This window comes from Nodularia sp. UHCC 0506 (assembly GCF_034931045.1).
GTDB lineage: Bacteria > Cyanobacteriota > Cyanobacteriia > Cyanobacteriales > Nostocaceae > Nodularia.
Genome location: NZ_JAYGHH010000009.1, coordinates 5924 through 27932, shown reverse-complemented (window position 1 = coordinate 27932; position 22009 = coordinate 5924). Strand labels below are relative to the sequence as shown.

Below are 22009 nucleotides of genomic sequence, written 5' to 3'. Positions count from 1 at the left end.
CAACTAGTTCAAATTCATCACATATAGCAAACTCTAATCCTAGTATATTAGAAATGCAAATTCAAGAATTAAGATCAGAAATAGCACAAGAAAGACAAGAGAGACAAAAGCTATACGATACTATCAAGCTTCTTGAAAATCAGATCCCCAAACAAATTACACCACTAGAAACATTTAATAAACTGGGTCTAATAGACCTAACTTTCAGGCTAAAAACTGCTGGATTTCCTGATAAAAAAGCCGTTAGTATTGCTGAAAGTGTAAAAAAAGAGCGTGACAATAAAAAATTTGAATCTTTAAAAGATGTTATAGAAAGAGTGAAAGTTACTAATGGCAAAAAACTAGCTAAAGGTATTAGTGGCGATAAAATGATAGATATTCTTGATAGTTGGTCACGTGTATTATTTGTTTAATTTTTATCTACAACATCAGGATTGGATATTTCTAATAACTTCCGATGCACAGCAGCCAAATAAACCGTATCCATTGCGGCATACTTTATATTTAATGTTTTGAATCTTCAGCCTTAAAACCCAACTCTCAGGAAATAACTGAAAATATTTGCTAGTCAAATTCAAGAGGTCTGGATGTGCAAAGTCATCATCATCTAAGGCGATGACGTAATCACCTTTAGCATTGATTAAGCCAGTAAATCTTTGCATGACTTCACCCTTAAAGGGACTAATTAAACTCCTAACTCTGGAGTCATCAATATTTTTGATTTTGCCATTAGGAGGATAAACTAAAATAAATTCAATTTCGCCTTTAATTTTTAATAACTGTTCTAACCAATAATCAGAGTAGTTACCTAGTGTAGCAGTCACAATTGTCAAAAGTGGTTGCTGGATCATTTGTTTGTCTTGCCAATATTTTAGTTGTTTGAAAGAGTCTAGCTGGTTTTAAATTACAAGTAATATTACTTGCCAAATATTTTTCTAAATACTGTAGGTTAAAAGCAGAATTTGGAAAAGCTTATTCAATATTAAAATTAAATTTATGCGATAGTAGAAAAACATCTCAAGTTTTATTTTTTTTCATTAAGTTGACTTGAACCGACTTACCTAATATCTGTGGTATGGTGTAAATTTGCCAAAATATTAGATTCCATAAATAGCCATACTGGGGATAAGCTTTAACTAAGAGCAGGTCTGCAATTAAATATAATCTAAATCCTTTTAACGAACTATCCCTAACAATATATCTAATTTGTTCTGACTGCGGTAGAGAGTGAGCAATAATAGCATCTTTCTGGTAAAATTTGGCTTGAATGAATAGACCTAATAACCTATCCAAATTCCATAAAGGAATCCAAGTTAATGCACCCATAACTTTCATGACTTGGGATAATTCAGCCAGCGCTGATTTGACTAATTCAGTTTTCCAAATTTTGTTATTAAAATTTTCAAAGTGAATACCATTTTGATCCGTCCTCTTTTTCCAGGGAAAAATTATATGGCGAATATCTAATGATTTATCTAAAGGTGTAATAGGCACTTCTAATAAACCGTTGTAATTGCCATTTTGAAATGGAAAAGGATTTTCTGGTGTTTTTTTACAAATCTCTAACTGTTCAACATCAGGAATTGCTTGCCAATCTTGTTTAATTCTTACTTCATCATCATATTTAATGTTTTGAATCTTCAGTCTTAAAACCCAACTCTCAGGAAATAACTGAAAATATTTGCTAGTCAAATTCAAGAGGTCTGGATGTGCAAAGTCATCATCATCTAAGGCGATGACGTAATCACCTTTAGCATTGATTAAGCCAGTAAATCTTTGCATGACTTCACCCTTAAAGGGACTAATTAAACTCCTAACTCTGGAGTCATCAATATTTTTGATTTTGCCATTAGGAGGATAAACTAAAATAAATTCAATTTCGCCTTTAATTTTTAATAACTGTTCTAACCAATAATCAGAGTAGTTACCTAGTGTAGCAGTCACAATTGTCAAAAGTGGTTGCTGGATCATTTGTTTGTCTTGCCAATATTTCAGTTGATTGAACAAAAAGCAATTCAGTTAGACATGAGACGTATAAAAATGAAATGTTACAATTGGTATGTGACTTTGATGCTTTGTATTAAATATGTCTCAAATTTAATAGTAAAATCCATGAGTTTTAAAAAATACCCTTAAGAAAGGTTCATATTTTGACCCTATGTCTACACTTCCTGATCCACCACTTTGAGGGGGAGCAGACATGAGAACTTTTACTTGGCTTAAATATTTACAGTAACACCATTCTGTGATTTTAGTCACGCAGCACAATAAGGGCGTTGTAGTGACAAAAATCGGGTGATTAAGGAGGTAAATTAGTGAAATCAGCGTTTTTTTCTCGCCAGATTTTCTAGAGAATTAACGAAAATTTACTTAAACGATAAGTAACTATAAACAGAGGCGTTTTGTTGTCCATGTTTCTTGTGTAGGCAATTGTAATTAAAAACGGTTGCTTTTATCTAGATAGGCATAGTAAAATTTAGAGTGTAACAATTTACCTGCTACATATAGTATTTTATTCCTTGGCGATCGCCTAAATGTCAAACATTTCTTACAAGCAATTCATATATACTACGTAGAAATTCGTCAGTATTGAGAAAGTCACTATAGCTTCAGAGGAGTTGATGCTCAAAAAATTTCATATAATAGTATGAATTTATCAATACATACTAAGTATGCTGGTTTTTGTGATACCTCTGAAAAATCCCAAAACATCCAAGTCATGGGACTTAACTTCCAAATTATTTGAAAGATGTATACGGTCTGTCTGCAATCAAACCTCAGTCAACTTTAGAGTTATTGTAGTTTGCAGCGAAATCCCTAAAATCCCATTTCATCACCTATCAATAAATTATGTGGAAGTAAATTTTTCGCCACCTGCTTCAGATATAAATAGTAAACGATTAGATAAAGGAAAAAGACTGATTACAGGATTAGCCTACGCTGAAAAATTTGCACCATCTCACATTATGACTGTTGATGCTGATGATTGTGTGAGCAGTTATTTAGCTGAGTTTGTTAGTCAAAATCAGGATAGTAATGGTTGGTTTATTGATAAAGGTTATATATATCGAGAAAATAGGAAATTTATATATTTCAGATCAAAAGCTTTTAGCCAATTATGTGGTTCAGGATTAATTGTGAAGTATAGTAATAACTTTAATTATCTTTTTGAGAATGATATTTATAACCATAAAGTTAAGTGCTTAGGAGACGGTAATCTTTTGGAACCACTACCATTCATTGGTGCTGTCTATATTATAGGTAATGGAGAAAATATTTATTTAAATTTAGAGAAATTAAACTACTTAACAAAAACACTTAAGCAGAAAGGATTAATATTTTATTTGAGAGACTTTTTACAATATCGCTGGCTAACAAAATCAATTCGGAAGCAGTTTAACTTATTCCAGTTAAATTAATATTGATTTCTGAATTTTTGCTCCAGAACAATAAAAATTAAATTTTAGCTCGATTTGATACATTTTGGATAAAATCATGTTTCAAACTAAAATATACTCTCGATGCAGTTCAACGGAAACATACCAGCTTTAGAAATATCACTTTTCAGCTAAAAAGATAAAAGTTAACAAAATAAATAGAGAAATTATATGCGGATTTTAATGCTGTCTTCTACATTTCCTTATCCACCTAGTCGCGGGGGAACAGAAATTAGAACCTTTAATTTGCTCAAATATTTACAGCGTCATCATTCTGTCACTTTAATCACACAGCAACACAAAGGCGTTTCGGTGACAGAAGTGGAGGAATTAAGGCAATATGTCAGTGAACTAATGGTTTTTCCCTTACCGCCAGACGTTCAGGAAGAAAAAGCGATCGCAGGAGGCGGGGCTTTGCCCATCGCTAAAATATTTGGTAAAATAGGACGCTTTGCCGAATCAGTAATTAAAGCTACGCCACCTAACGTACTGCATCGCTATTCGCCAGAAATTCAAGCATTAGTGGATAATTATGTCCAGGCGCAAAAGTTTGATGTGATCACCTGTGAACATAGTGTAAACGAAATATATATTAGACCGGAATTTCGCCAAACTATTAATACAGTTGTCGATATTCATAGTTCAGTTTATAGCTGGACTAACGATCATTTAAAAATGGGTGCTTCTCAAAATGCCCTACGCGATCGCCTGTATCTTGCCTTGATTCTAGAACGCTACGAAAAACGTTACTGTAATAAATTTTCTCATATTGTTGTCACCACAGAAGACGACCGCCAAGAATTTCTCAAACTCCGTCCAGAAATGGAAATTGAAGTTATACCCAACGGTGTAGATTTAGAATTATTTCCCTATCGTTGTCAAGATCCAGGCGGACATCAGTTAATCTTTGTCGGGGCGATGGATGCTTCTCATAATATAGATGCAGCTCGTTTTTTTGCCTTAGAAGTTCTGCCAGAACTACAAAAATCTTATGCCGATGCCACATTTAGTATAGTCGGTGCTAAACCAACACCAGAAATTTTAGACCTGAAAAACATTCCAGGCGTTATTGTTACTGGTCGCATTCCTGCAATGGTAGAATATTTACATCAAGCCACAGTTTGCGTCGTCCCCCTACGCACTGGTTTTGGCATTAAAAATAAAACTTTAGAAGCAATGGCTGCTGGTGTGCCAGTAGTAGCAAGCGATCGCGGTTTAGAAGGATTAGCTATAGACACTCCGATGCGGGCATTACGCGCCAATAAACCTGCTGAGTATGTCGCCGCCATTAGTCAACTTTTTGATCATCCCCAACTGCGTGATCAATTGTCTCAGAATGGTAGACAACTAGTAGAAACCGAGTTCACTTGGGATCTAGCCGGAAAACGTTATGAACAAGTTTGTTTAGGACTGAATCATCAACCATAGCTAGTACAGCATGACGTAAATATGGATACCCTTTCAAAAGGTTCAAAAGCCCAACGTCAAAGCTTTTTTGACTTCACGGCGGTACTAGTCGTAATTTTAGTTAAAAATTGAAAAAAGAGGAGTGAGTAGCAGCGATCGCACTTGTACCACAGCTATCACTCCTTTAACCTCGCGCGTTGATAAGCTGTTATGCTTATTTACAACTACAGCAAATTAATTGTTAACTTTTATCTAACTAAAGTGGCTAATAACTATTAACTTATTAAGTGATTAACTATACAAATTCATTTTTGATTGCCATGAATTACATACATCTGTCGTCAGGGCGCAAGGTCTTTTACCCCTACCCCTTGGTCTATTTACCTAAAAATAGCTGTAATTAAATTAAGTTTTGATAGCAGATTTATCAGATCAAGTTCTTCTATAATCTAGTTAATTAAATCCTCAAAAAATGTTGAATATCTACATTCTTAGCCATATAAACATCATATAATTATAAATTAACATAGCATTTCTAACTTATTGGGCAAGAATGAGAAAGTTGGTAGTTGGTATTTTTGACAATACCGCAACTCTTAAAATTTTTTCAGACAAGAGAATTTCTAGAGTTACACCTAAATTATGAAACAATGAATTTTTTGTAAGTTGAAAAAACGCAATGAAATGAAAATAAACTTGATAACCGACTTAAATAAATCCGTGAAGTAAGTTAGTGAGATAAAACAAAGCTATGAAATGAAATGTAAAATTTTAGCGAATTTGCTCGTAGCTTTAGCACTGAGGCAAAACTGCAAAACATGATGATTTGTTCATGTGAAATTACTTATGTATGTACTTAATACATATTAGCGTAGCAGGGCTGTAACCCGAAAAATTGATGTTCTACTGATTGCCACAGTTATTTTCAGGTAAGGTTGATGAAAAGTGATACACCAGAAGAGTTAAACTCAGATAGAGAAATTGAACGTTTAATAGACGAAGTTATGTCCTCAACCCTAACTGACCTAACTGATGAACAGTACCGCAAAAAAATGCAGCGGCGCAAAGAAGTACAGGATAGCCGTATAGCCAAGGCTGTGCCAGAAAAAGGGTTAATTATAGTCAATACTGGTAACGGCAAAGGTAAAACTACTGCGGCGTTGGGAATGGTGTTGCGATCGCTTGGTCACGGCTATAAAGTAGCGATTGTGCAGTTCATCAAAGGTTCTTGGGAACCATCAGAAAAAAAAGTTTTCAGCCTCTGGGAAAAACAGATCGAATTTCACGCTATGGGCGAAGGCTTTACCTGGGAAACTCAAGACCGCGATCGCGACCTCGATAAAGCCAGCGCTGCTTGGGAAAAATCATTAGAATATATCCGCAACCCAGATTTCCAGCTAGTGCTGTTGGATGAAATCAATATTGCCCTGAAAATGGCCTATTTACAAGTAGATGAAGTTTTAGCTGGTTTGGCACAAAAACCACCCAATAAGCACGTAATTCTTACAGGTAGAGGCGCACCAGCTGCTTTAATCGAACGCGCAGATTTAGTCACCGAAATGACTCTAATTAAACATCCTTTCCGGGATCAAGGTGTAAAAGCGCAACCAGGGATTGAGTTTTAATTAGGGTTTGCTGTTCGCGTAGCGTGCCGTTAGGCATAAAAGTTTTGTTGTGGAGGCAGGGAACAGGGAACAATTTCAGCTATCTGTCATCCCCAAATTTTTTGATTTATTCAACCCAAAATTCACACTTTTGATGGTAAACCCTTCAAAAGCCTTGCACCTACTTTCGGGTTTATCAGCCTCAAACCTTCGATTTATCTGGGTTTTATATTTATTCAGCCAGCTCTAATTAGCGCTGTAAACTTCTTTACACATTTGCAAAATGCGTTGGTCATTAGTGCTGATAGAGTTGAGTTGATGATAGTCTTGCAGTGCGACAGAGTAAGGATAGCTAATCATCTGGTCATCAGTGTAGCTAGGTATTTGAAATTGATTAGCTGTAGCTAGTTGATTGACACCCACTTCCCCAGGAGAAGTAGTAACTGTCATCGCCAATTCTCCCGATTTATCGATAGCACCTTGAAAGCAACTAAATTCTGATTGAGCCATATACAACGCACCCGTTACCCTACCTTGGCGGTTCTCAAACAAAACATAGGCTTGCCCAAGCTGGTTAGCTTGTAGTGATTCGCCATAGAGATATATGCCATCTTTTTTGGGAAAATTGGCTCTTGCAGATCCTGGCGTGCGGGTAACTAGGGCTGTAGTCGCAGGTGTATTTCTGATATTCCTCAATAATTGGGCAGAAGACACTAATTTAGTCCGCCGTGTAACTTGACTATTGTCAGTATTGAAGGTTTCTAGTTGCGAGTGTTGAACATGATTTTCATTTTGACCTCTAGCAGCCAGTCTCCGTATGAGATTTCTTTGGTTTTTAACTTGTCTGAGGCGACTTAGAACAGACGTTTGATTAGTTGAGTCGGTAAAATTAGCATCTAGGGTCATAGAAGTAGATGCTGTTTGTATTTGGTTACTCAATACTGGTTTAATTGTTTCACCCACAACACCTAATGTCAGAAGTAAGCCCAGAATGGGAAGTCTTAACTGACGTGCAGTCAAGAATTTAGTAATGTTGGTAAGCACCTGATTTCTCCTGTCAAAAAATTAACTTCTTACTCTCGCAACTTACTTAAACCATAACCAAGTACTTGTTGTTCAAGGCTCTGTCAAAGGTTTGATCTATATTTCTATTGTCGAGAATAATAACGTCTGAAAAATGAAGTTTTTATGTAATTCTGGATTTTAACTGTACGATATCATCAAAACCCTTCATCTGTCCCTCCGCAGATTTACCAGATTGGGGGCAATAATTTTGGTTAAAGAATGTAGAGACGTTTCATGGAAAATCTCTACAAGAGTTCTCAACTTACGAAAAAAACTCAGCACTTTGTGATACAACAGCTAATATTTATATTCCGCAAAATTACCCGAAAAAAATCGCCCCCTGAGTTCAGGAGGCGCGTCACCGAAAGCGATCTGCTTTTAGCTAGCAACGTACTCTTTGACATTGGCGCGACGACGGCGCAGATGAGCAAGAGCTTGGTGTTCTAGCTGGCGGACGCGCTCACGGCTTAGATTTAAGCGTTCACCCACTTTGGCTAAAGACATTTCGTTACCATCTTCTAAACCAAAGCGCAGGACTAAAACTTGTCGTTGTTGTGGGGTGAGTTCTGCCAACAAGTTATTCAGGTCTTGACGCAAGAATTCTTGGGTGGTGTAATACTCTGGAGATGGACCTTCATCTTCGAGCATTTCTTGCAATTCAGTATCCTGGTTATCGCCGACTTTCACATCTAACGACACTGGTTGACGAGCCATGTTCAGGTACTCGCGAATCTGCATCGGTTCTAGTTCTAACTCTTGAGCAATTTCGCTAGGTGTAGGCGATCGCCCAAACTTTTGCGCCAGTTCTCGCTGTACTTTTTTGATTTTGTTCAGTTTCTCAGTGATATGAATGGGTAGACGAATCGTGCGTCCTTGTTGAGCGATCGCGCGAGTAATCGCTTGGCGAATCCACCAGTAAGCGTAGGTGGAAAACTTATAACCCCTTGTGGGATCAAACTTCTCTACACCCCTTTCTAAACCTAGAGTTCCTTCCTGGATTAGATCCAAAAACTCCATGTTGCGCTTTTGGTATTTCTTGGCGATCGCCACCACTAAGCGTAGGTTCGCCTCAATCATTTTTTGCTTGGCGCGTTTACCTTGAGCTACAGTCTGTGTTACTTCTTTCTCATTTTGGTTAACATGGGCAGCCCATTCTGGTAAACTAGGTTCATGATCTAGCTCCTTGGCTAAAGCTTGTTTAGCATCCAGAAGTGTCATCATTTGTTGTACCTGCTTGCCAAAAATAATCTCTTCTTCACGAGTTAGCAAGGGTACACGGCCAATTTCTCGCAGATAGGTTCTTACCATATCGGCGGTAAACTTGGTATTGAGATTTTCAGTTTTGGTGTTAACAATAGCCATTGGTGCGTTGTCCTCTACTCCGTAAACACGACGGATCTTTAAATAACTAAATTTGGTCTAGAAAGGTAGTACACATATCACGGAACATAGGGCGCTACCAAAAGAAGTCAATTCATACACCGCGTATGGAAGATGAAGATGCATTACTGATATAGGTTCCTTTATCTTCCCTAAATTTTTGAATCTCTTAGAAGCACACTTCGTTATTTGTGAAAATTCTTTTATCCTCAGTCGCAATCTGCAACCGTAAAATATGAAGTCGATATGAGTTCTACTTATCCTATATTAAGACAAATCAAGTAGATAGTAAAGTCTTTTTGGCAAATCTTACAATTATAATGTAAAATCGCTTCGTTTAAAAAAATAAATTTCTTTAACCTCACTAGCTATATCTATAGTGACGCTAAAACCCCCTGCTCAGTTGCTGACAAGTAGCCGGATAACCGAACTGTGTCCCGTGGGAGGATGGAGGGATGTTACGAATGTTTGAAATTAAGGAGGTTCAAACCATCCCCAATGTAACTGAGGGGTCAATATTTAGACTAGTATCCCAAGGCGGAAGTCAAAAGTCTTATTTCATAGGCTTTTCACTGATTTTGAATAGTCTATTTATTTACGCCGACTTCTACTATCTCACGCCCCGTTAAGCCCTTCAGCATTCAGCACTCCAAACTCCAAACTCCGAACTCCAAACTCCGAACTCCAAACTCCGAACTCCAAACTCCGAACTCCGAACTCAGCACTCCACACTCCACACTCCACACTCAGCACTCAGCACTCAGCACTTTCTAAGGCACAATTAGCACTGGGCAAGGTGAAAGATTAATTACACGGCTGGTAACACTATCACTTGCGCCCTCTTCAGTCAAACCTAACCCTCTACAGCCCATGATAATTAAATCTGCCCCAATGTCATCAGCAACATCACAGATAGTAAAAGCTGCTTTACCCTGTTTTTCCAGAATCTCGGCGGTAATTCCTTGCTGAGAAAACAAAGATTGGGCATTTTCCAGCAATTTGGAGACAACCTCCGGCGACACCATTGGATCTGAATTCGGTGCATCTGCGGGCGCTTCCTCCACCACAGACAGCAACACCAAGCGACTGCCGTATTTTTGGACAACATTGGTAACAACGTCAGCAGCTTCCCGCGCTTCCCGGCTTTGATCAACTGGAAATAGTACTGTTTTGAACATCTCTCTCTCCTAGCACCCCTGACTCCGGTAAAATCTTGATGGTTCTACTTTCAAAACAATAACAAAAAGGCAATCAGGAGAGTCTATCTATGTCCAAAAAAACTTTAGCAAATTTGTCTGCTGCTGATATCTCCGGTAAACGTGCCTTAGTCCGAGTTGATTTTAACGTGCCTCTGGATGACAAAGGAAACATCACAGACGATACTCGCATTCGCGCTGCACTGCCCACCATCCAAGATTTAATGCAAAAGGGAGCTAAAGTAATTTTAGCCAGCCATTTTGGTCGTCCCAAGGGTGTGGATGATAAGTTGCGTTTGACTCCAGTTGCTAAACGTCTCTCGGAATTGCTTGGTCAAGAAGTTGTAAAAACTGATGATTGTATTGGCGATGCAGTGACTGCCCAAGTTGGGGCTTTACAAAACGGACAAGTTTTGCTGTTAGAAAATGTCCGTTTTTACAAAGAAGAAGAGAAAAACGATCCCGAATTTGCCCAGAAACTGGCAGCCAATGCTGATTTTTATGTAAATGATGCTTTTGGGACTGCACACCGCGCCCATGCTTCTACAGAAGGTGTGACTCATTACTTGAGTCCTTCCGTGGGTGGATATTTGATTGAGAAGGAATTGCAGTATTTGCAAAGCGCCATTGAAAATCCCCAACGTCCTTTGGCAGCGATTATTGGCGGTTCTAAAGTTTCTAGCAAAATTGGTGTGATTGAAACTCTGCTGGAGAAGTGTGACAAGCTGATCATTGGTGGTGGAATGATTTTCACCTTCTACAAAGCCCGTGGCTTGAGTGTTGGTAAGTCTTTAGTGGAAGAAGACAAACTAGAACTAGCCAAGACTTTGGAAGCTAAGGCAAAAGAACGTGGTGTAGCTTTACTACTACCCACAGATATCGTTTCAGCCGATAAGTTTGCCCCCGATGCCAATGCGACAACTGTCAGCATTGACAATATCCCTGCTGATGGCATGGGTTTGGATATTGGCCCCGATTCGATCAAAGTGTTCCAAGAAGCTTTGGCTGATTGCAAAACCGTGATTTGGAACGGACCAATGGGTGTATTTGAGTTTGATAAATTTGCCGCCGGAACAGAAGCGATCGCGCATACTCTGGCGGAAATCGGTAAAACTGGTACAACCACAATCATCGGTGGTGGTGACTCTGTAGCAGCTGTAGAAAAGGTCGGTTTAGCTGACCAAATGAGCCACATCTCTACTGGTGGTGGCGCAAGTTTAGAGTTGCTAGAAGGTAAGACATTACCTGGAATTGCCGCTTTAGACGAAGCTTAATCAGTTAACAGTTAACAGTTAACAGTGATCAGTTTCAAACTTTGATAGCTGATCATTGTTAACTTTCATATAAAGTACCGTCTTTGTGTGTGAATATGGTATTTCCATCAGCACCGGGTTGAGCAATGAGGTCATGGTCTGGATAGTAAACCTCATCGTCTGGAGTGCGATGGGCAAAGCCCCGCCGGAGGCGATCGCCGATTTCTAAATAAACTACCGAAGATTTGGAGCGATTCACTAATTGGTGTCCATCTTCCTCACCTGCTGGGAAACCTGCCATCATTCCCGGTGTGAGGATTTGCGCCCCCGTATCAGTAACTAGGGTAACTTCACCTTCTATGACGTAAATAAACTCGTCTTGTCGGGTGTGCCAATGTCGCAGAGCAGAGCAACTTCCCGGTGCAAGTGTCACTAAATTTACACCAAAATTCTGCAATCCGGCCGCATTTCCTAACGCCTGTTTAACTCTCCCCAACACCATAGGTTTAAATTTATCGGGATAAGTTGAAGTTGTCCGACTGGGGACATTTTCAGGATTAATAATCATTTGTCGCTTTTCCAGATAATTGGTTGTAGTGGAACATCAATCGCAGTTTACTATTATCAGGCAACTTGAAGCGTTATAGGTTCAGGGATAGACTCACCTTCTGCTTGCCAAGCTTCTAAGTACATTTCAATAACTTCTTCACCGTTGTGAATTGCTTCTTCACGAGTTTTTCCGTGAGTACAAGGCATCACAACTAAATCAGAAAACTCTGGGATTGTAACCAGAAAAAGCTGATCTTCATCAGACCATTGAATAATCATGCTATATCGACTCATGAATTTTCGTCCTCCTCTTTTAACACTTCTAGTTCAGTGAGTAACTTGTCTAGTTGTTTTTATAGGTAGAGTGGCACATCATCTCCATCCTTGCCGGGGATTGTCAGTGTTTTTTTCAGCAGGGGATGTCGCCAACGCTCGTGGCTGCCCTTGCCACGCTTGGGTAAGTACATGAATCCTTCACGCGCAACCTGAGCTTTCAACTCTCGAATTTTTCTGGGCATGAATATTATCTTAGTACTCAACTATATATTCCCATCTTTTCTGCCCTCCAGATTCAACGTCTATGATGTGATGTAAATAAACTCGTTGTGTTTATGCACTGGAGTTTAGACTAAACCATGAAAAACGACCCAGCACGGCTGAGTTAATGAGAGACTTGCCAAAAATATGAAAAAGCTTTGATATTAAACCGCAATAGATGGTTTTTTGCGTGGCTGTGTTCTCTCCAACCTTTCCATGATTATCATTATTGTTTTATTTTTTAAACAGGTATACTACATAATTGTTAAAGGTCGCGCATGCTTTGAGGCTGACTTATAGAATATTTTTAACATCTCATTTCATTTGATTTGCGTTCTCTCATATCGCTTTTAGTCTAAACTCCAGTTACGTACATTTGCTCTGCTATAATTTTGAATGCGAACTTAGCTTAATAATCAATTTATATGCGAACTCACAGACGTAGTATTTTGTGTCATTTTGCTGCCAGCGCTGGTTCTCAGATTGAGCGATCTTACAGTAGAAATATGATTAGCTTAGTTTTGATGAGTGTTCTACTTATGAGTCCTCTTCCAGTTCTAGGGCGATCTTCTGCAACATCCGTTGCCAATCGGGGTGAATCCCTTCTTGCTTTTGACCTCATAGATATCATTCCGATGGGGCGTGAGGTGAAAAAAATTCTAAACGGAGGTCGAAAGCCTATTCAAGTGCCTTCTAATTCTTTGCCTGGAAATCGCCAACCACGCCAGCCTCAATCTACAGACCGAATAAACCAGCAGGAGCAGGAATATGTGAATAGTCTTTCTTCTGAGGAACGACAGGTTTACGAGATTATCCAGAAAGCCAAACGCGATCTCCGACATCAGCCTATTGCGGATTTTTTTGGGAGCGGATTGGGTATTACTCCCACAGGAACTACTCAAACTCCAGAAGACCTTGACCGAGAGTTTCAGAATGCTATCCGCAATAGTAATAATTCAACCAGTTCTCAACCTCCAGTTAATGATGGAAGTGTAGCCCCAGCTACAAGACCTGGCAACCAAATACTTCAGCGCATTTTAAATAAGAGAAGTAATGAAACACATGAACAATGGTATCTCAGAATTGACCCCGTGATCTCACGCACTCCCGGAGAGGAGTATAGAGCATGGAAAGCAACTTTATCATCGGCTGATAATCAAGCCTATGATCTCCTAGTCCGAAAAGAAAATGAGTTTAAAAGGCAACAGATGGAAGAGGCGAGTGGAGCGGTGCGGGATATGATCAGACGCGATTTATCTTGTAGATGGGTGTCAAATCCTAATGACGATTATGTTAAGGTCTGTAATGATTAAGCGTAGCTCACGCTAAGTGGGGTATTAGTAGCACCGGGATAGAAAACCGGGTTAAGACATACTAATTACCCCTAATTTTTTGTAGAGAAATACAGCACTTCCGGCAGCTATGAGGTACATTCCCAAAGCTGAAAGCTATGATAGGAGAGGGACAAGGAGAAAACTGTATTGCATAATAGCCGGAAGCGCTGTAAATACAATGCGAAAAGATATTTTAGGCAAAGTGCCTGATTTTGTTGCTAAAAGGTCGCTGTGCGTAAGTTTAGCGACAAAATCAGGAGTAGTTATTTTAGGTAGCTTAATCGGCATTTGGCTGATGCCCAGCAATACCCCGCCAAAACTGCGCTTTGTCTCCCCTCCGGTGCAGGCTCTGAGGGGATTAAGGGGTGGGGTGCAATGACTGTGGGAATCATAACTAATTATGCGGACATGATATAACCCCCCTTAAAAAGCTATCCATTACCCACATCTTTCTTAACATGAAGATGCGTAAGTTCTAGATCACTGTTCCAGAATATAGGCAAACATTAAAGGAGCAACTATACTGGCATCAGACTCCACAACAAAACGCGGCGTGTTTTTATCTAACTTACCCCAAGTTATTTTCTCATTCGGTACTGCCCCAGAATAAGAACCATAGCTGGTAGTGGAATCGGAAATTTGACAGAAATAAAACCAAAATGGAATATCAGTCATTTTCAAATCTTGATAAAGCATCGGGACAACGCAAATGGGGAAATCTCCCGCAATTCCGCCCCCAATTTGGAAAAATCCTATCCCTCTACCAGCAGAATTTTCTTTATACCAATCCGCCAACCACATCATATATTCAATTCCCGACTTCATTGTGCTGGGTTGAATTTCTTTTTTCATGCAGTAGGAAGCAAAAATATTGCCCATTGTGGAATCTTCCCAACCAGGGCAAACAATTGGCAATCCTTTCTGTGCAGCCGCCAACATCCAGCTATTTTTGGGGTCTATTTGATAATATTGTTCCATATCACCAGACAGAAGCATCTTATACATGAATTCATGCGGGAAATATCTTTCCCCTTTGTCATTTGCTTCTTGCCATTGTTGGAAAATGTGCTTCTGTATTCTCCGAAAAGCCTCTTCTTCGGGAATGCAAGTATCAGTTACTCGATTAAAACCTTGCTCCAGAAGTTGCCATTCATCTTCGGGTCCTAAGTCTCGATAGTTGGGGACACGTTTGTAATGATTGTGGGCTACCAAATTCATAATATCTTCTTCCAGATTCGCCCCAGTACAGGAAATAATCTGCACTTTATCCTGACGAATCATTTCTGCTAAAGATATTCCCAATTCGGCTGTACTCATGGCCCCAGCTAGAGTAATCATCATCTTGCCGTTATCTTCAAGATGGGCTTTGTATGCTTTGGCTGCATCAACCAGAGCTGCTGCGTTGAAATGTAAAAAATTCTCTTCGATAAAGTTAGAAATAGTCCGGCTCATCAGATGTCACCCTTTGCTTTCAATGATTTGAGAATATCCAGCTATCGCGTAAAAGTATAGCGTGAAGTCCGATGCGATCGCGGATCAAACTCTTTAAAGCGACCGAAATCAGGTTGTTGCAATATTGAACTTCAGTCCTAATTTATCTTCAGTTGGACTCAGTTTCAGCAGGTGTAAGTTCTTGCATGGGTGTAGGTTCTGGCGTGGGTTCTGGTGTAGGTTCTGGTGTAGGTTCTGGTGTAGGTTCTGGCGTGGGTTCTGGTGTGGGAGTTTCCGCCGCAATGCTGAGTTGATAACTTAGTGGTTCTGAGGCTGTGGAGGCAATCACAAACTCATAGAATCCTGATTCTGGTAATTTAACTGATAAATTACGTTCTTTAGAATCTTCTAAAAATTTGACTTGGCCAGAAGGAGAATAAACCGAGAACAAAACTTGAGAATTTGCTTCTAGCTTCACTGTCATCAATTGATTCTGGGACAGGTTAGCAATGAAAACTTTACCGCCGGCTGGGTGAACAGCCTCCTGCAAATTGCCGTCCAATGTTTTGCTGGTAGTACCTGAATCAAAGGTAATTTCTTGCAAAGCGGTGCGAGAACGGAGAGCATTCAGTTTATCGCTAATAAAACCGTGCCAAACCTGTCCAATGGGTTGATTCAGAAATTCTTGACCTCGCTGTTCTGGAAATTTATTGAAAAAGGCAGCGTCGCCTAAATCATATAAAGAAGTACTACTAACATTGATTTGGTTAACTTCAACTCGCCAACGTTCGCGTTCTGCTGCTGCGTAAGTTCCTAATTGTCGCCGCGCCGCACCACTTAATGGAGCCAGTTTTTCTAGTAATTGGGCGGCTATTTGATCCCATTCTGCCCGCAAACTTTCATCTTGGGGTTCATCGCTGAGAGTGTTTCCCCTTAAACTGGGGTTATTGTCCCAAAATGCTTGATTTACCAAGCTGACGTAAAATCTCAAGTCAATACCCAATTGTTGACGGCGATTTTCTAATCTTTGTTTGCGCTGTCGTTCTGCTGCGGAAAATTTATCTGAAGAATCAGTGGGTTGGTTAACGGTGGGTGTCGGTGTGGGTTTGACTTCTCCTGGATCGCGATCGCTGCTACTACTAATTCCCCACCAAATTCCTCCCACTGTACTAGCAACTACCAGTCCGGCGACAATGGCTTTTGCTGGTGTCCACCAAGGTGTGGGTTGAGGAGATGGAGAATAAGAAGGGGATGGGACAGATGAGGGAGGTGGCGCAGATGGAGAAACCGCAACTGTGGCCGATGTTGGTGGTGGGTTGGTGGGATACTGAGTTGGGGAATTGCTGATTTGTGGTGGGTTGGTGGGATATTGAGTTGGGGGATAGCTGGCTGGTGGGGGTGAGTTCAAGGCTTGTAATACATGATGCGCTGATTGATAGCGATCGCCTGGCCTGGGAGATAGCATTTTATCTAATATCTGTCCTAAAGCTGGATTTAGACTAACTTCCCTGCGCCATTGCCAAGTCAAATTATAATTATCAATTAGTTCTTGCGGTTGTTTACCAGTCAATAAAACTAGCATTGTCACAGCTAAAGCATATAAATCACTGTGAGTAGATACCAAACCAGTTTGCATCTGTTCTGGGGGTGCAAAACCTACTTTACCCAATAGGGTTGGTGATGGAGCAGAGGCATATTGTTGTGGTTGATAATATTCTGAGGCTACGGTTGCTGCTACCTGTTTTACACCACCAAAATCAATTAATACTGGTAATTGATCAACGGTACGAAGCATTAAGTTATCTGGTGAAATATCCCGATGAATTACCCCCATTGAGTGGATATAACCCAATACTGGCAGAATTTGTAGTAATAATTGCCGGACTTCAAACTCATTAAAACGCAATCCTTGTTGTTTACGGGCATTTAATAAAGAACTGTAAGTTTGCCCTTCGACATAATCCTGCACCAAAAATAAGTATTGTTTACCTTCTAAGTTAATTCGCAGCAGTTCCCGAAAGCGGGGAATTTGGGGATGTTGCAGCTTGTAGAGAACACTTGCTTCGCGTTCAAATAATTCCTCGGCTTTCTGCACAACGTAGTCAGTTTGAACTTGTGGGGAAAATTCCTTTAAAACACAAAGTTCACGGAAGCGGTTAATGTCTTCAGCTAAATAAGTGCGTCCAAAACCACCTTGACCAATTTGACGAACAATTACATAGCGATCGCTTAAAGTCAGACCTGGCTGAATATTATTTGTATACATAAGTTATATAGGAATCCGGTTTGGTTTCTGTAGCTTGTGTGGTGTAGCCATATTTACTCATAGAGGTAGGGAACAGGGAACAGGGAACAGGGAACAGGGAAGAAGGAATCAAGCTATCAAAATTCAAATAGGAGTCCTATAGGCTATGAGTCATTAGTCATCTAATTTTTACTTTACTGACTTGATCATCTGCGATCGCATACCAAAGTTGACCGAAAGTTTGCTGATTCAGTTTCCCACGCTCTTGTCCAGGAAACAACTGATCAAATTTTTCATTTGTATCTTTGTTGAGTTGGTTGATTGTATAGTTTCTCCATTGTCCTGCTCTGGCTTGTTGTCTCCAAATTCTCTCATTTTGTGAACTATAGCGTCCCAGTTGCCGACGAGCTGCTGTACTAAGGTTAGCCCGTTCTATTTGATTTAATAAGTCCCCAGCAATAACAACCCATTCATCTCTTAATTCTGCGTCTGCTTGCCCAGAAGTCAGGCTGCGTCCATTTAACTCTGGTTTCTCGGCATAAAATAAATTATCCACGAACTGCATAAAAAAACCTTCTGGTATTTCTAGCTGTTCACGACGTTGTAAAATTTGGCTGATATCATTAGCACCTTTGCTACTACCTAAACCGCCGAGAGGATTCGGTAAGCTAGGAAGTGAAGGTAGCGAAATTGTCGGTATGCTAACGGAAGCGACGCTACTAATAATTGAATTTACCACTGCCCAAGTAGCAGCGCCAGTGAAAACAACTAAAGCTGTTCCTCCCAGACTGATAGCAAAAGGGCGCATCCAGACTGGCATAGTGATATTTTGATTAACTCCTGATACTTGATTGTGAAATTTACTGATGAGAGTATTGACGCGTTTGCGTCCAGGAGCAACCACCATTGTCCTGAGCTTGGTAACGTATGTATTCAGGGATTTGCTGGTCATGGTAGAGGATAAATCTGGGAGTATTTGTGCAGCTTTTTCATAGCGATCGCTCGGTCTATAAGCCAGCATCTTTTTTAACACAGACTCCAATCGTTTACTAACTTTAATTTCCTTTTCCCAATACCAAATTCCCTGATAGCTGTCATAGAGATTTTGTGGTTCCTTACCTGTAAGCAAAACTAGCGCCGTCACCGCCAAAGAATATAAATCACTATTAAAAAATACTTTACCCTGCCTGAGCTGCTCTTCTGGCGCGTAGCCCTTTTTACCCAACAAAGTATTATTCACACCCAAGTGAGTCAACCAAAAACCTTGAGAAGCCGGCAATTGCTTCACACCACCAAAATCAATCAGCATCGGCTGATGATCAGAACGCCGCCAAATCAAATTATCAGGAGAAATATCACGGTGAACTACATCTCGTGAATGTATATAAGACAACACAGATAAAATTTGTTTTAGTATATTTACTACTTCCTCCTCACTAAAAGCTTTTCCCTGACTTTGACGCTCCTCTAACAATTGATAATAATTAATCCCATCTATATAATCTTGCACTAAAAAGAAAAAATCTTTACTGCCTATCTGCACTTGTAGCGAAGCGTGAAAACGGGGAATTTGGGGATGTTGGAGTGTTTTCAGCACACTGGCTTCGCGCTCAAATAATTCTTTAGCCTTTTCTAAGTCTTGTTGTGCTTGGACTTGGGGTGCAAATTCCTTCAGCACACAGGCTTGATTCGAGTTATGACTGTCTTCCGCCAAATAAGTGCGGCCAAAACCACCTTGACCTAATTGACGGATAATGCGATAACGATTGTCTACAACCTGCCCAAAAACCAGAGGTAATGGCTCACCACAGTGGATACAAAAACGGTTCCCACCGTTATTTCTGTGTTGTTTACTGCAATATACCTGCATGATGCTGAAGGCTCAACTAAGGTTTTATTAATTTACTACAGCTGGTGTGGTTGCAGTTACGGTTATTGTCTCGATATTTGCCGGATTACCATTTTTGAAAGATGTGATTCAGAATATTTCCCCATTGGCGTGAAACATCGTTATACCCATAGGTAGTAGATGAAACTGCCGACCGTATACGGTAATTACCTCAATTAATATTGGATTTTGTATTGCATTTTTGTAAACATCTGTTACATTAGTTGACATAACCCGCAATTTTTGCGACATAAAAACTAGGAATATTAATTATGCCAGATACTAAGAATGCAGCTTCAAACGATCCTAATGCTTTACGTTGGGGATTCACTTCTCAAAGCGAAAACTGGAACGGTCGTTTTGCAATGATTGGTTTTATCTCCGCTATTCTCCTAGAAGTATTTTCTGGTCAAGGTTTCCTCCACTTCTGGGGTATCCTCTAAATTGATATAGGTTTGTGCTGAATCCTGAGTAAAAACCAATTTGCTTCAAGGCTTTCAGGACTCTATCATGTCCTAACCTATAAAAAGTAGAAAACTCCGAACATGGACTCAGCCTCGTTCGGAGTTTCAGTATTAATCCCCGGTTGTAAATCGGGGGAATTAGGGACTAGGAACTGGGAAGTTATTTCTCCCCTGCTCCTTACTTCTTAATAGCGGTCACGAGAGCCACCACCACGGCCGCCACCAAAGGAACCGCCTCTATCTTCTTTGGGTTTAGCTTTATTGACTTTCAGATCGCGTCCCATCCATTCAGCACCGTCTAGAGCTTCAATCGCTGCTGCTTCTTCAGCATCTGAACCCATCTCTACGAATGCAAAGCCACGTACACGACCGGTTTCACGGTCAGTAGGTATTTGAACTCGTCTTACAGTACCGTACTCTGCAAACACACCACTTAGAGCGTCCTGGGTAACGTCGTAAGAGAGATTGCCTATATAAATTGACATTTATTGTCTCCAAAATCGCAAAGATGTAGAGATTTAGATTTCGGAGATAAGTCTGTAAATACCACAAGAAAAAAGCCTGTCAATACTAAAAACAAACGCTGTCGCCGAATTAATTCTCACAGACGATTATGACACATAATTTAAATATCAGGGGAAAGCTTACAAAACTGTTATAAAAAGTTATGTGAAACTAATATATAGTTATTTTTTCAAGTTTATCCCCCTTTTGGTAGATATTTTAGGTTGAAATAAGAATCCTCTCGCTTTTAAACCTACCAAATATATACAATTAGGGCTGGCTGAATAAATGTAAAACCTAGATAAATCAAAGGTTTGAGGCTGATAAACCCGAAATTAGGTGCAAAACTTTGCCGTGATCGTCAGCCGAACGGTTTTTGCAGGGTGTACCATCAAAAGTGTGAATTTTGGGTTGAATAAATCAGAAAATTTGGGGATGGCAGATAGCTGAAACTGTTCCCTGCTTCCAGACAAAACTTTTATACCTAACGGCACGCTACGCAAACAGCAAACCCTAAATAATAACTATCTTCATTTGAGCCTATTTTGCCTCCTAAATCCCCAAATCTGGCTACATTCGATCACTTGTGTCTACACGATAGAATCAGCATTTTTTTGGTAGGAAATGGAGTAAGAGATGGCAGCAGATTTTATTTGAGTCAGGCATTCATACACAAGGGCGGGCATAATGCCCACCCTACAGGATTTAGAATATTAAAGCGTGTACTTCATTTACTTGCAAAGTGCTGAAATTGAAATACAGATTGTAACTCTGCCTCAAACCTACAAGTCAGGAGGCAAAATCACCTGATCAATCGCGTGGATCACACCATTGCTACCTTTGATATCTGCCTGAACTACGTTGGCATCATTTACCATTACACCACTAGAATCAACTTTGACGGTGATTGCACCACCTTCAAGGCTTGTCACTTCGCCAGATTCTAAGTCAGTAGATAAAACTGCACCATTGACAACATGATAAGTTAATAGCTTCAGCAAAATTTCTTTATTTTCTGGCTTTAACAAATCTGTCACAGCATCTTGCGGTAATTTGGCAAATGCAGCATCAGTGGGAGCAAAAACTGTTAGTTTATTTTCACCTTGTAAAGCATCTGTCAATCCAGCTGCTTTTAAAGCTGCGGTTAATGTTTTAAAGTTCGGGCTAGATTCTGCCAACGCTAACAAGGTTTGGTTTTGAGTGTCAGTTGTTCCTGCTTCCGGCGGAGTTGTGGGGGGTATTACTCTTGGTGTGCGTCTACCCGGAGGCGTAGTAGGCGTAGCAGGTGTAGTCCGAGTTCCACGGTTATAGGGAGGCTCATTAAAAATACTGGGTCTGGGATTTAGGACACCACTACCTGCCTGTGCTACGAAATTGTTGGTGGCCTCATTAGCTCCAGAGGGTAAAGTGGTCAGGAGGCTAACACTCGCTAACCCTAATACACCAGCCAACTTGGGCAACAATTTGCTGTAATTTGCCTTCATAAATTTTGTTTGTCTTGTAGTTTTACAGGTCACATAAAGATTTATAACACTTCGCTACCCAAAATTTCTAAATTCAGTGTCTAGATTATTGGTGAAAATGACTATGTATAGTTATTGTTGATGTTTTTGAACATCTAAATCGCTAAATATAGCCCAGTGGTGGATAGTGAGTGCTGAGTATAAACCCAGTTGTTTCAATAAACTCAAGCCATCAACAATTTTCTTACCTCC

General features: G+C 40.0%; 20 protein-coding genes and 1 pseudogene. 8 read left to right on the top strand and 13 right to left on the bottom strand.

The window, feature by feature from the left end; all coding sequences use genetic code 11:
• Window positions 1-413, top strand: a pseudogene (locus tag VB654_RS08335) (hypothetical protein); the annotation flags it as partial.
• Window positions 414-428: 15 nt separating this feature from the next.
• On the opposite strand, the gene VB654_RS08330 reads toward VB654_RS08335, so the two are convergent.
• Entirely contained in the window at window positions 429-851 is a 423-nt protein-coding gene (locus VB654_RS08330) for a glycosyltransferase family A protein (protein WP_323213240.1), read from the bottom strand.
• Window positions 852-1017: 166 nt separating this feature from the next.
• On the bottom strand, window positions 1018-1971 hold the full coding sequence (locus VB654_RS08325) for a glycosyltransferase family A protein (RefSeq protein ID WP_323213239.1): 954 nt from the start codon (window positions 1969-1971) through the stop codon (window positions 1018-1020).
• Window positions 1972-2852: 881 nt separating this feature from the next.
• Here VB654_RS08325 and VB654_RS08320 point away from each other — a divergent pair.
• The 3 genes from VB654_RS08320 (at window position 2853) to cobO (ending at window position 6469) form a co-directional block, all read left to right on the top strand.
• A complete protein-coding gene (locus VB654_RS08320) occupies window positions 2853-3419 on the top strand; it encodes a hypothetical protein (protein WP_323213237.1) in 567 nt (188 codons plus the stop codon).
• 189 nt (window positions 3420-3608) lie between these two features.
• On the top strand, window positions 3609-4865 hold the full coding sequence (locus VB654_RS08315) for a glycosyltransferase family 4 protein (RefSeq protein WP_323213235.1): 1257 nt from the start codon (window positions 3609-3611) through the stop codon (window positions 4863-4865).
• A 917-nt stretch (window positions 4866-5782) separates the two neighbouring features.
• Entirely contained in the window at window positions 5783-6469 is a 687-nt protein-coding gene (cobO, locus tag VB654_RS08310) for a cob(I)yrinic acid a,c-diamide adenosyltransferase (protein ID WP_323213233.1), read from the top strand.
• 225 nt (window positions 6470-6694) lie between these two features.
• On the opposite strand, the gene VB654_RS08305 is transcribed toward cobO, so the two are convergent.
• The 3 genes from VB654_RS08305 to VB654_RS08295 form a co-directional block, all read right to left on the bottom strand.
• A complete protein-coding gene (locus VB654_RS08305; protein WP_323213231.1) occupies window positions 6695-7492 on the bottom strand; it encodes a hypothetical protein in 798 nt (265 codons plus the stop codon).
• 399 nt (window positions 7493-7891) lie between these two features.
• Window positions 7892-8875, bottom strand: coding sequence for an RNA polymerase sigma factor, RpoD/SigA family (locus VB654_RS08300; RefSeq protein ID WP_323213230.1), 984 nt, complete (start codon window positions 8873-8875; stop codon window positions 7892-7894).
• A 788-nt stretch (window positions 8876-9663) separates the two neighbouring features.
• A complete protein-coding gene (locus VB654_RS08295) occupies window positions 9664-10071 on the bottom strand; it encodes a universal stress protein (protein WP_323213228.1) in 408 nt (135 codons plus the stop codon).
• A gap of 89 nt (window positions 10072-10160) precedes the next feature.
• Here VB654_RS08295 and VB654_RS08290 point away from each other — a divergent pair, with 89 nt between their 5' ends.
• Window positions 10161-11363: a phosphoglycerate kinase gene (locus tag VB654_RS08290; protein WP_323213226.1), complete on the top strand. Its 1203-nt coding sequence runs from the start codon at window positions 10161-10163 to the stop codon at window positions 11361-11363.
• Window positions 11364-11421: 58 nt separating this feature from the next.
• Here the strand turns inward: VB654_RS08290 and VB654_RS08285 are convergent, their stop codons facing one another.
• Genes VB654_RS08285 through VB654_RS08275 form a run of 3 tightly spaced genes read right to left on the bottom strand, consistent with a single transcriptional unit; the run spans window position 11422 to window position 12409 of the window.
• The gene (locus tag VB654_RS08285; RefSeq protein ID WP_323213224.1) at window positions 11422-11910 is read right to left on the bottom strand and encodes a cupin domain-containing protein; all 489 of its coding nucleotides are present in this window, start codon (window positions 11908-11910) and stop codon (window positions 11422-11424) included.
• A 56-nt stretch (window positions 11911-11966) separates the two neighbouring features.
• The gene (locus VB654_RS08280) at window positions 11967-12185 is read right to left on the bottom strand and encodes a type II toxin-antitoxin system HicB family antitoxin (RefSeq protein ID WP_323213222.1); all 219 of its coding nucleotides are present in this window, start codon (window positions 12183-12185) and stop codon (window positions 11967-11969) included.
• 59 nt (window positions 12186-12244) lie between these two features.
• Window positions 12245-12409 carry a type II toxin-antitoxin system HicA family toxin gene (locus VB654_RS08275; RefSeq protein ID WP_323213221.1) on the bottom strand — a complete coding sequence of 55 codons (165 nt, stop codon included), beginning with the start codon at window positions 12407-12409 and terminating at the stop codon, window positions 12245-12247.
• 558 nt (window positions 12410-12967) lie between these two features.
• On the opposite strand from VB654_RS08275, the gene VB654_RS08270 reads away from it, so the two are divergent.
• Window positions 12968-13741 carry a hypothetical protein gene (locus VB654_RS08270; protein ID WP_323213219.1) on the top strand — a complete coding sequence of 258 codons (774 nt, stop codon included), beginning with the start codon at window positions 12968-12970 and terminating at the stop codon, window positions 13739-13741.
• A 199-nt stretch (window positions 13742-13940) separates the two neighbouring features.
• A complete protein-coding gene (locus VB654_RS08265; protein ID WP_323213218.1) occupies window positions 13941-14141 on the top strand; it encodes a hypothetical protein in 201 nt (66 codons plus the stop codon).
• A gap of 101 nt (window positions 14142-14242) precedes the next feature.
• On the opposite strand, the gene VB654_RS08260 is transcribed toward VB654_RS08265, so the two are convergent.
• From VB654_RS08260 to VB654_RS08250, 3 genes are all read right to left on the bottom strand, one after another.
• Window positions 14243-15214 (bottom strand): deoxyhypusine synthase family protein, encoded by a 972-nt coding sequence (locus VB654_RS08260; protein ID WP_323213217.1) that lies wholly within the window; start codon window positions 15212-15214, stop codon window positions 14243-14245.
• 148 nt (window positions 15215-15362) lie between these two features.
• Window positions 15363-17459, bottom strand: coding sequence for a serine/threonine-protein kinase (locus tag VB654_RS08255; protein WP_323213216.1), 2097 nt, complete (start codon window positions 17457-17459; stop codon window positions 15363-15365).
• A 157-nt stretch (window positions 17460-17616) separates the two neighbouring features.
• The gene (locus VB654_RS08250) at window positions 17617-19308 is read right to left on the bottom strand and encodes a serine/threonine-protein kinase (RefSeq protein WP_323213214.1); all 1692 of its coding nucleotides are present in this window, start codon (window positions 19306-19308) and stop codon (window positions 17617-17619) included.
• Window positions 19309-19598: 290 nt separating this feature from the next.
• Between VB654_RS08250 and VB654_RS08245 the strand changes: the two genes are divergently transcribed.
• Window positions 19599-19769 (top strand): high light inducible protein, encoded by a 171-nt coding sequence (locus VB654_RS08245; protein WP_323213213.1) that lies wholly within the window; start codon window positions 19599-19601, stop codon window positions 19767-19769.
• 206 nt (window positions 19770-19975) lie between these two features.
• Here VB654_RS08245 and VB654_RS08240 read toward each other — a convergent pair whose 3' ends face one another.
• Entirely contained in the window at window positions 19976-20275 is a 300-nt protein-coding gene (locus VB654_RS08240; protein WP_006197603.1) for an RNA recognition motif domain-containing protein, read from the bottom strand.
• Window positions 20276-21076: 801 nt separating this feature from the next.
• A complete protein-coding gene (locus VB654_RS08235) occupies window positions 21077-21778 on the bottom strand; it encodes a fasciclin domain-containing protein (RefSeq protein WP_323213211.1) in 702 nt (233 codons plus the stop codon).
• Window positions 21779-22009: the final 231 nt, after the last annotated feature.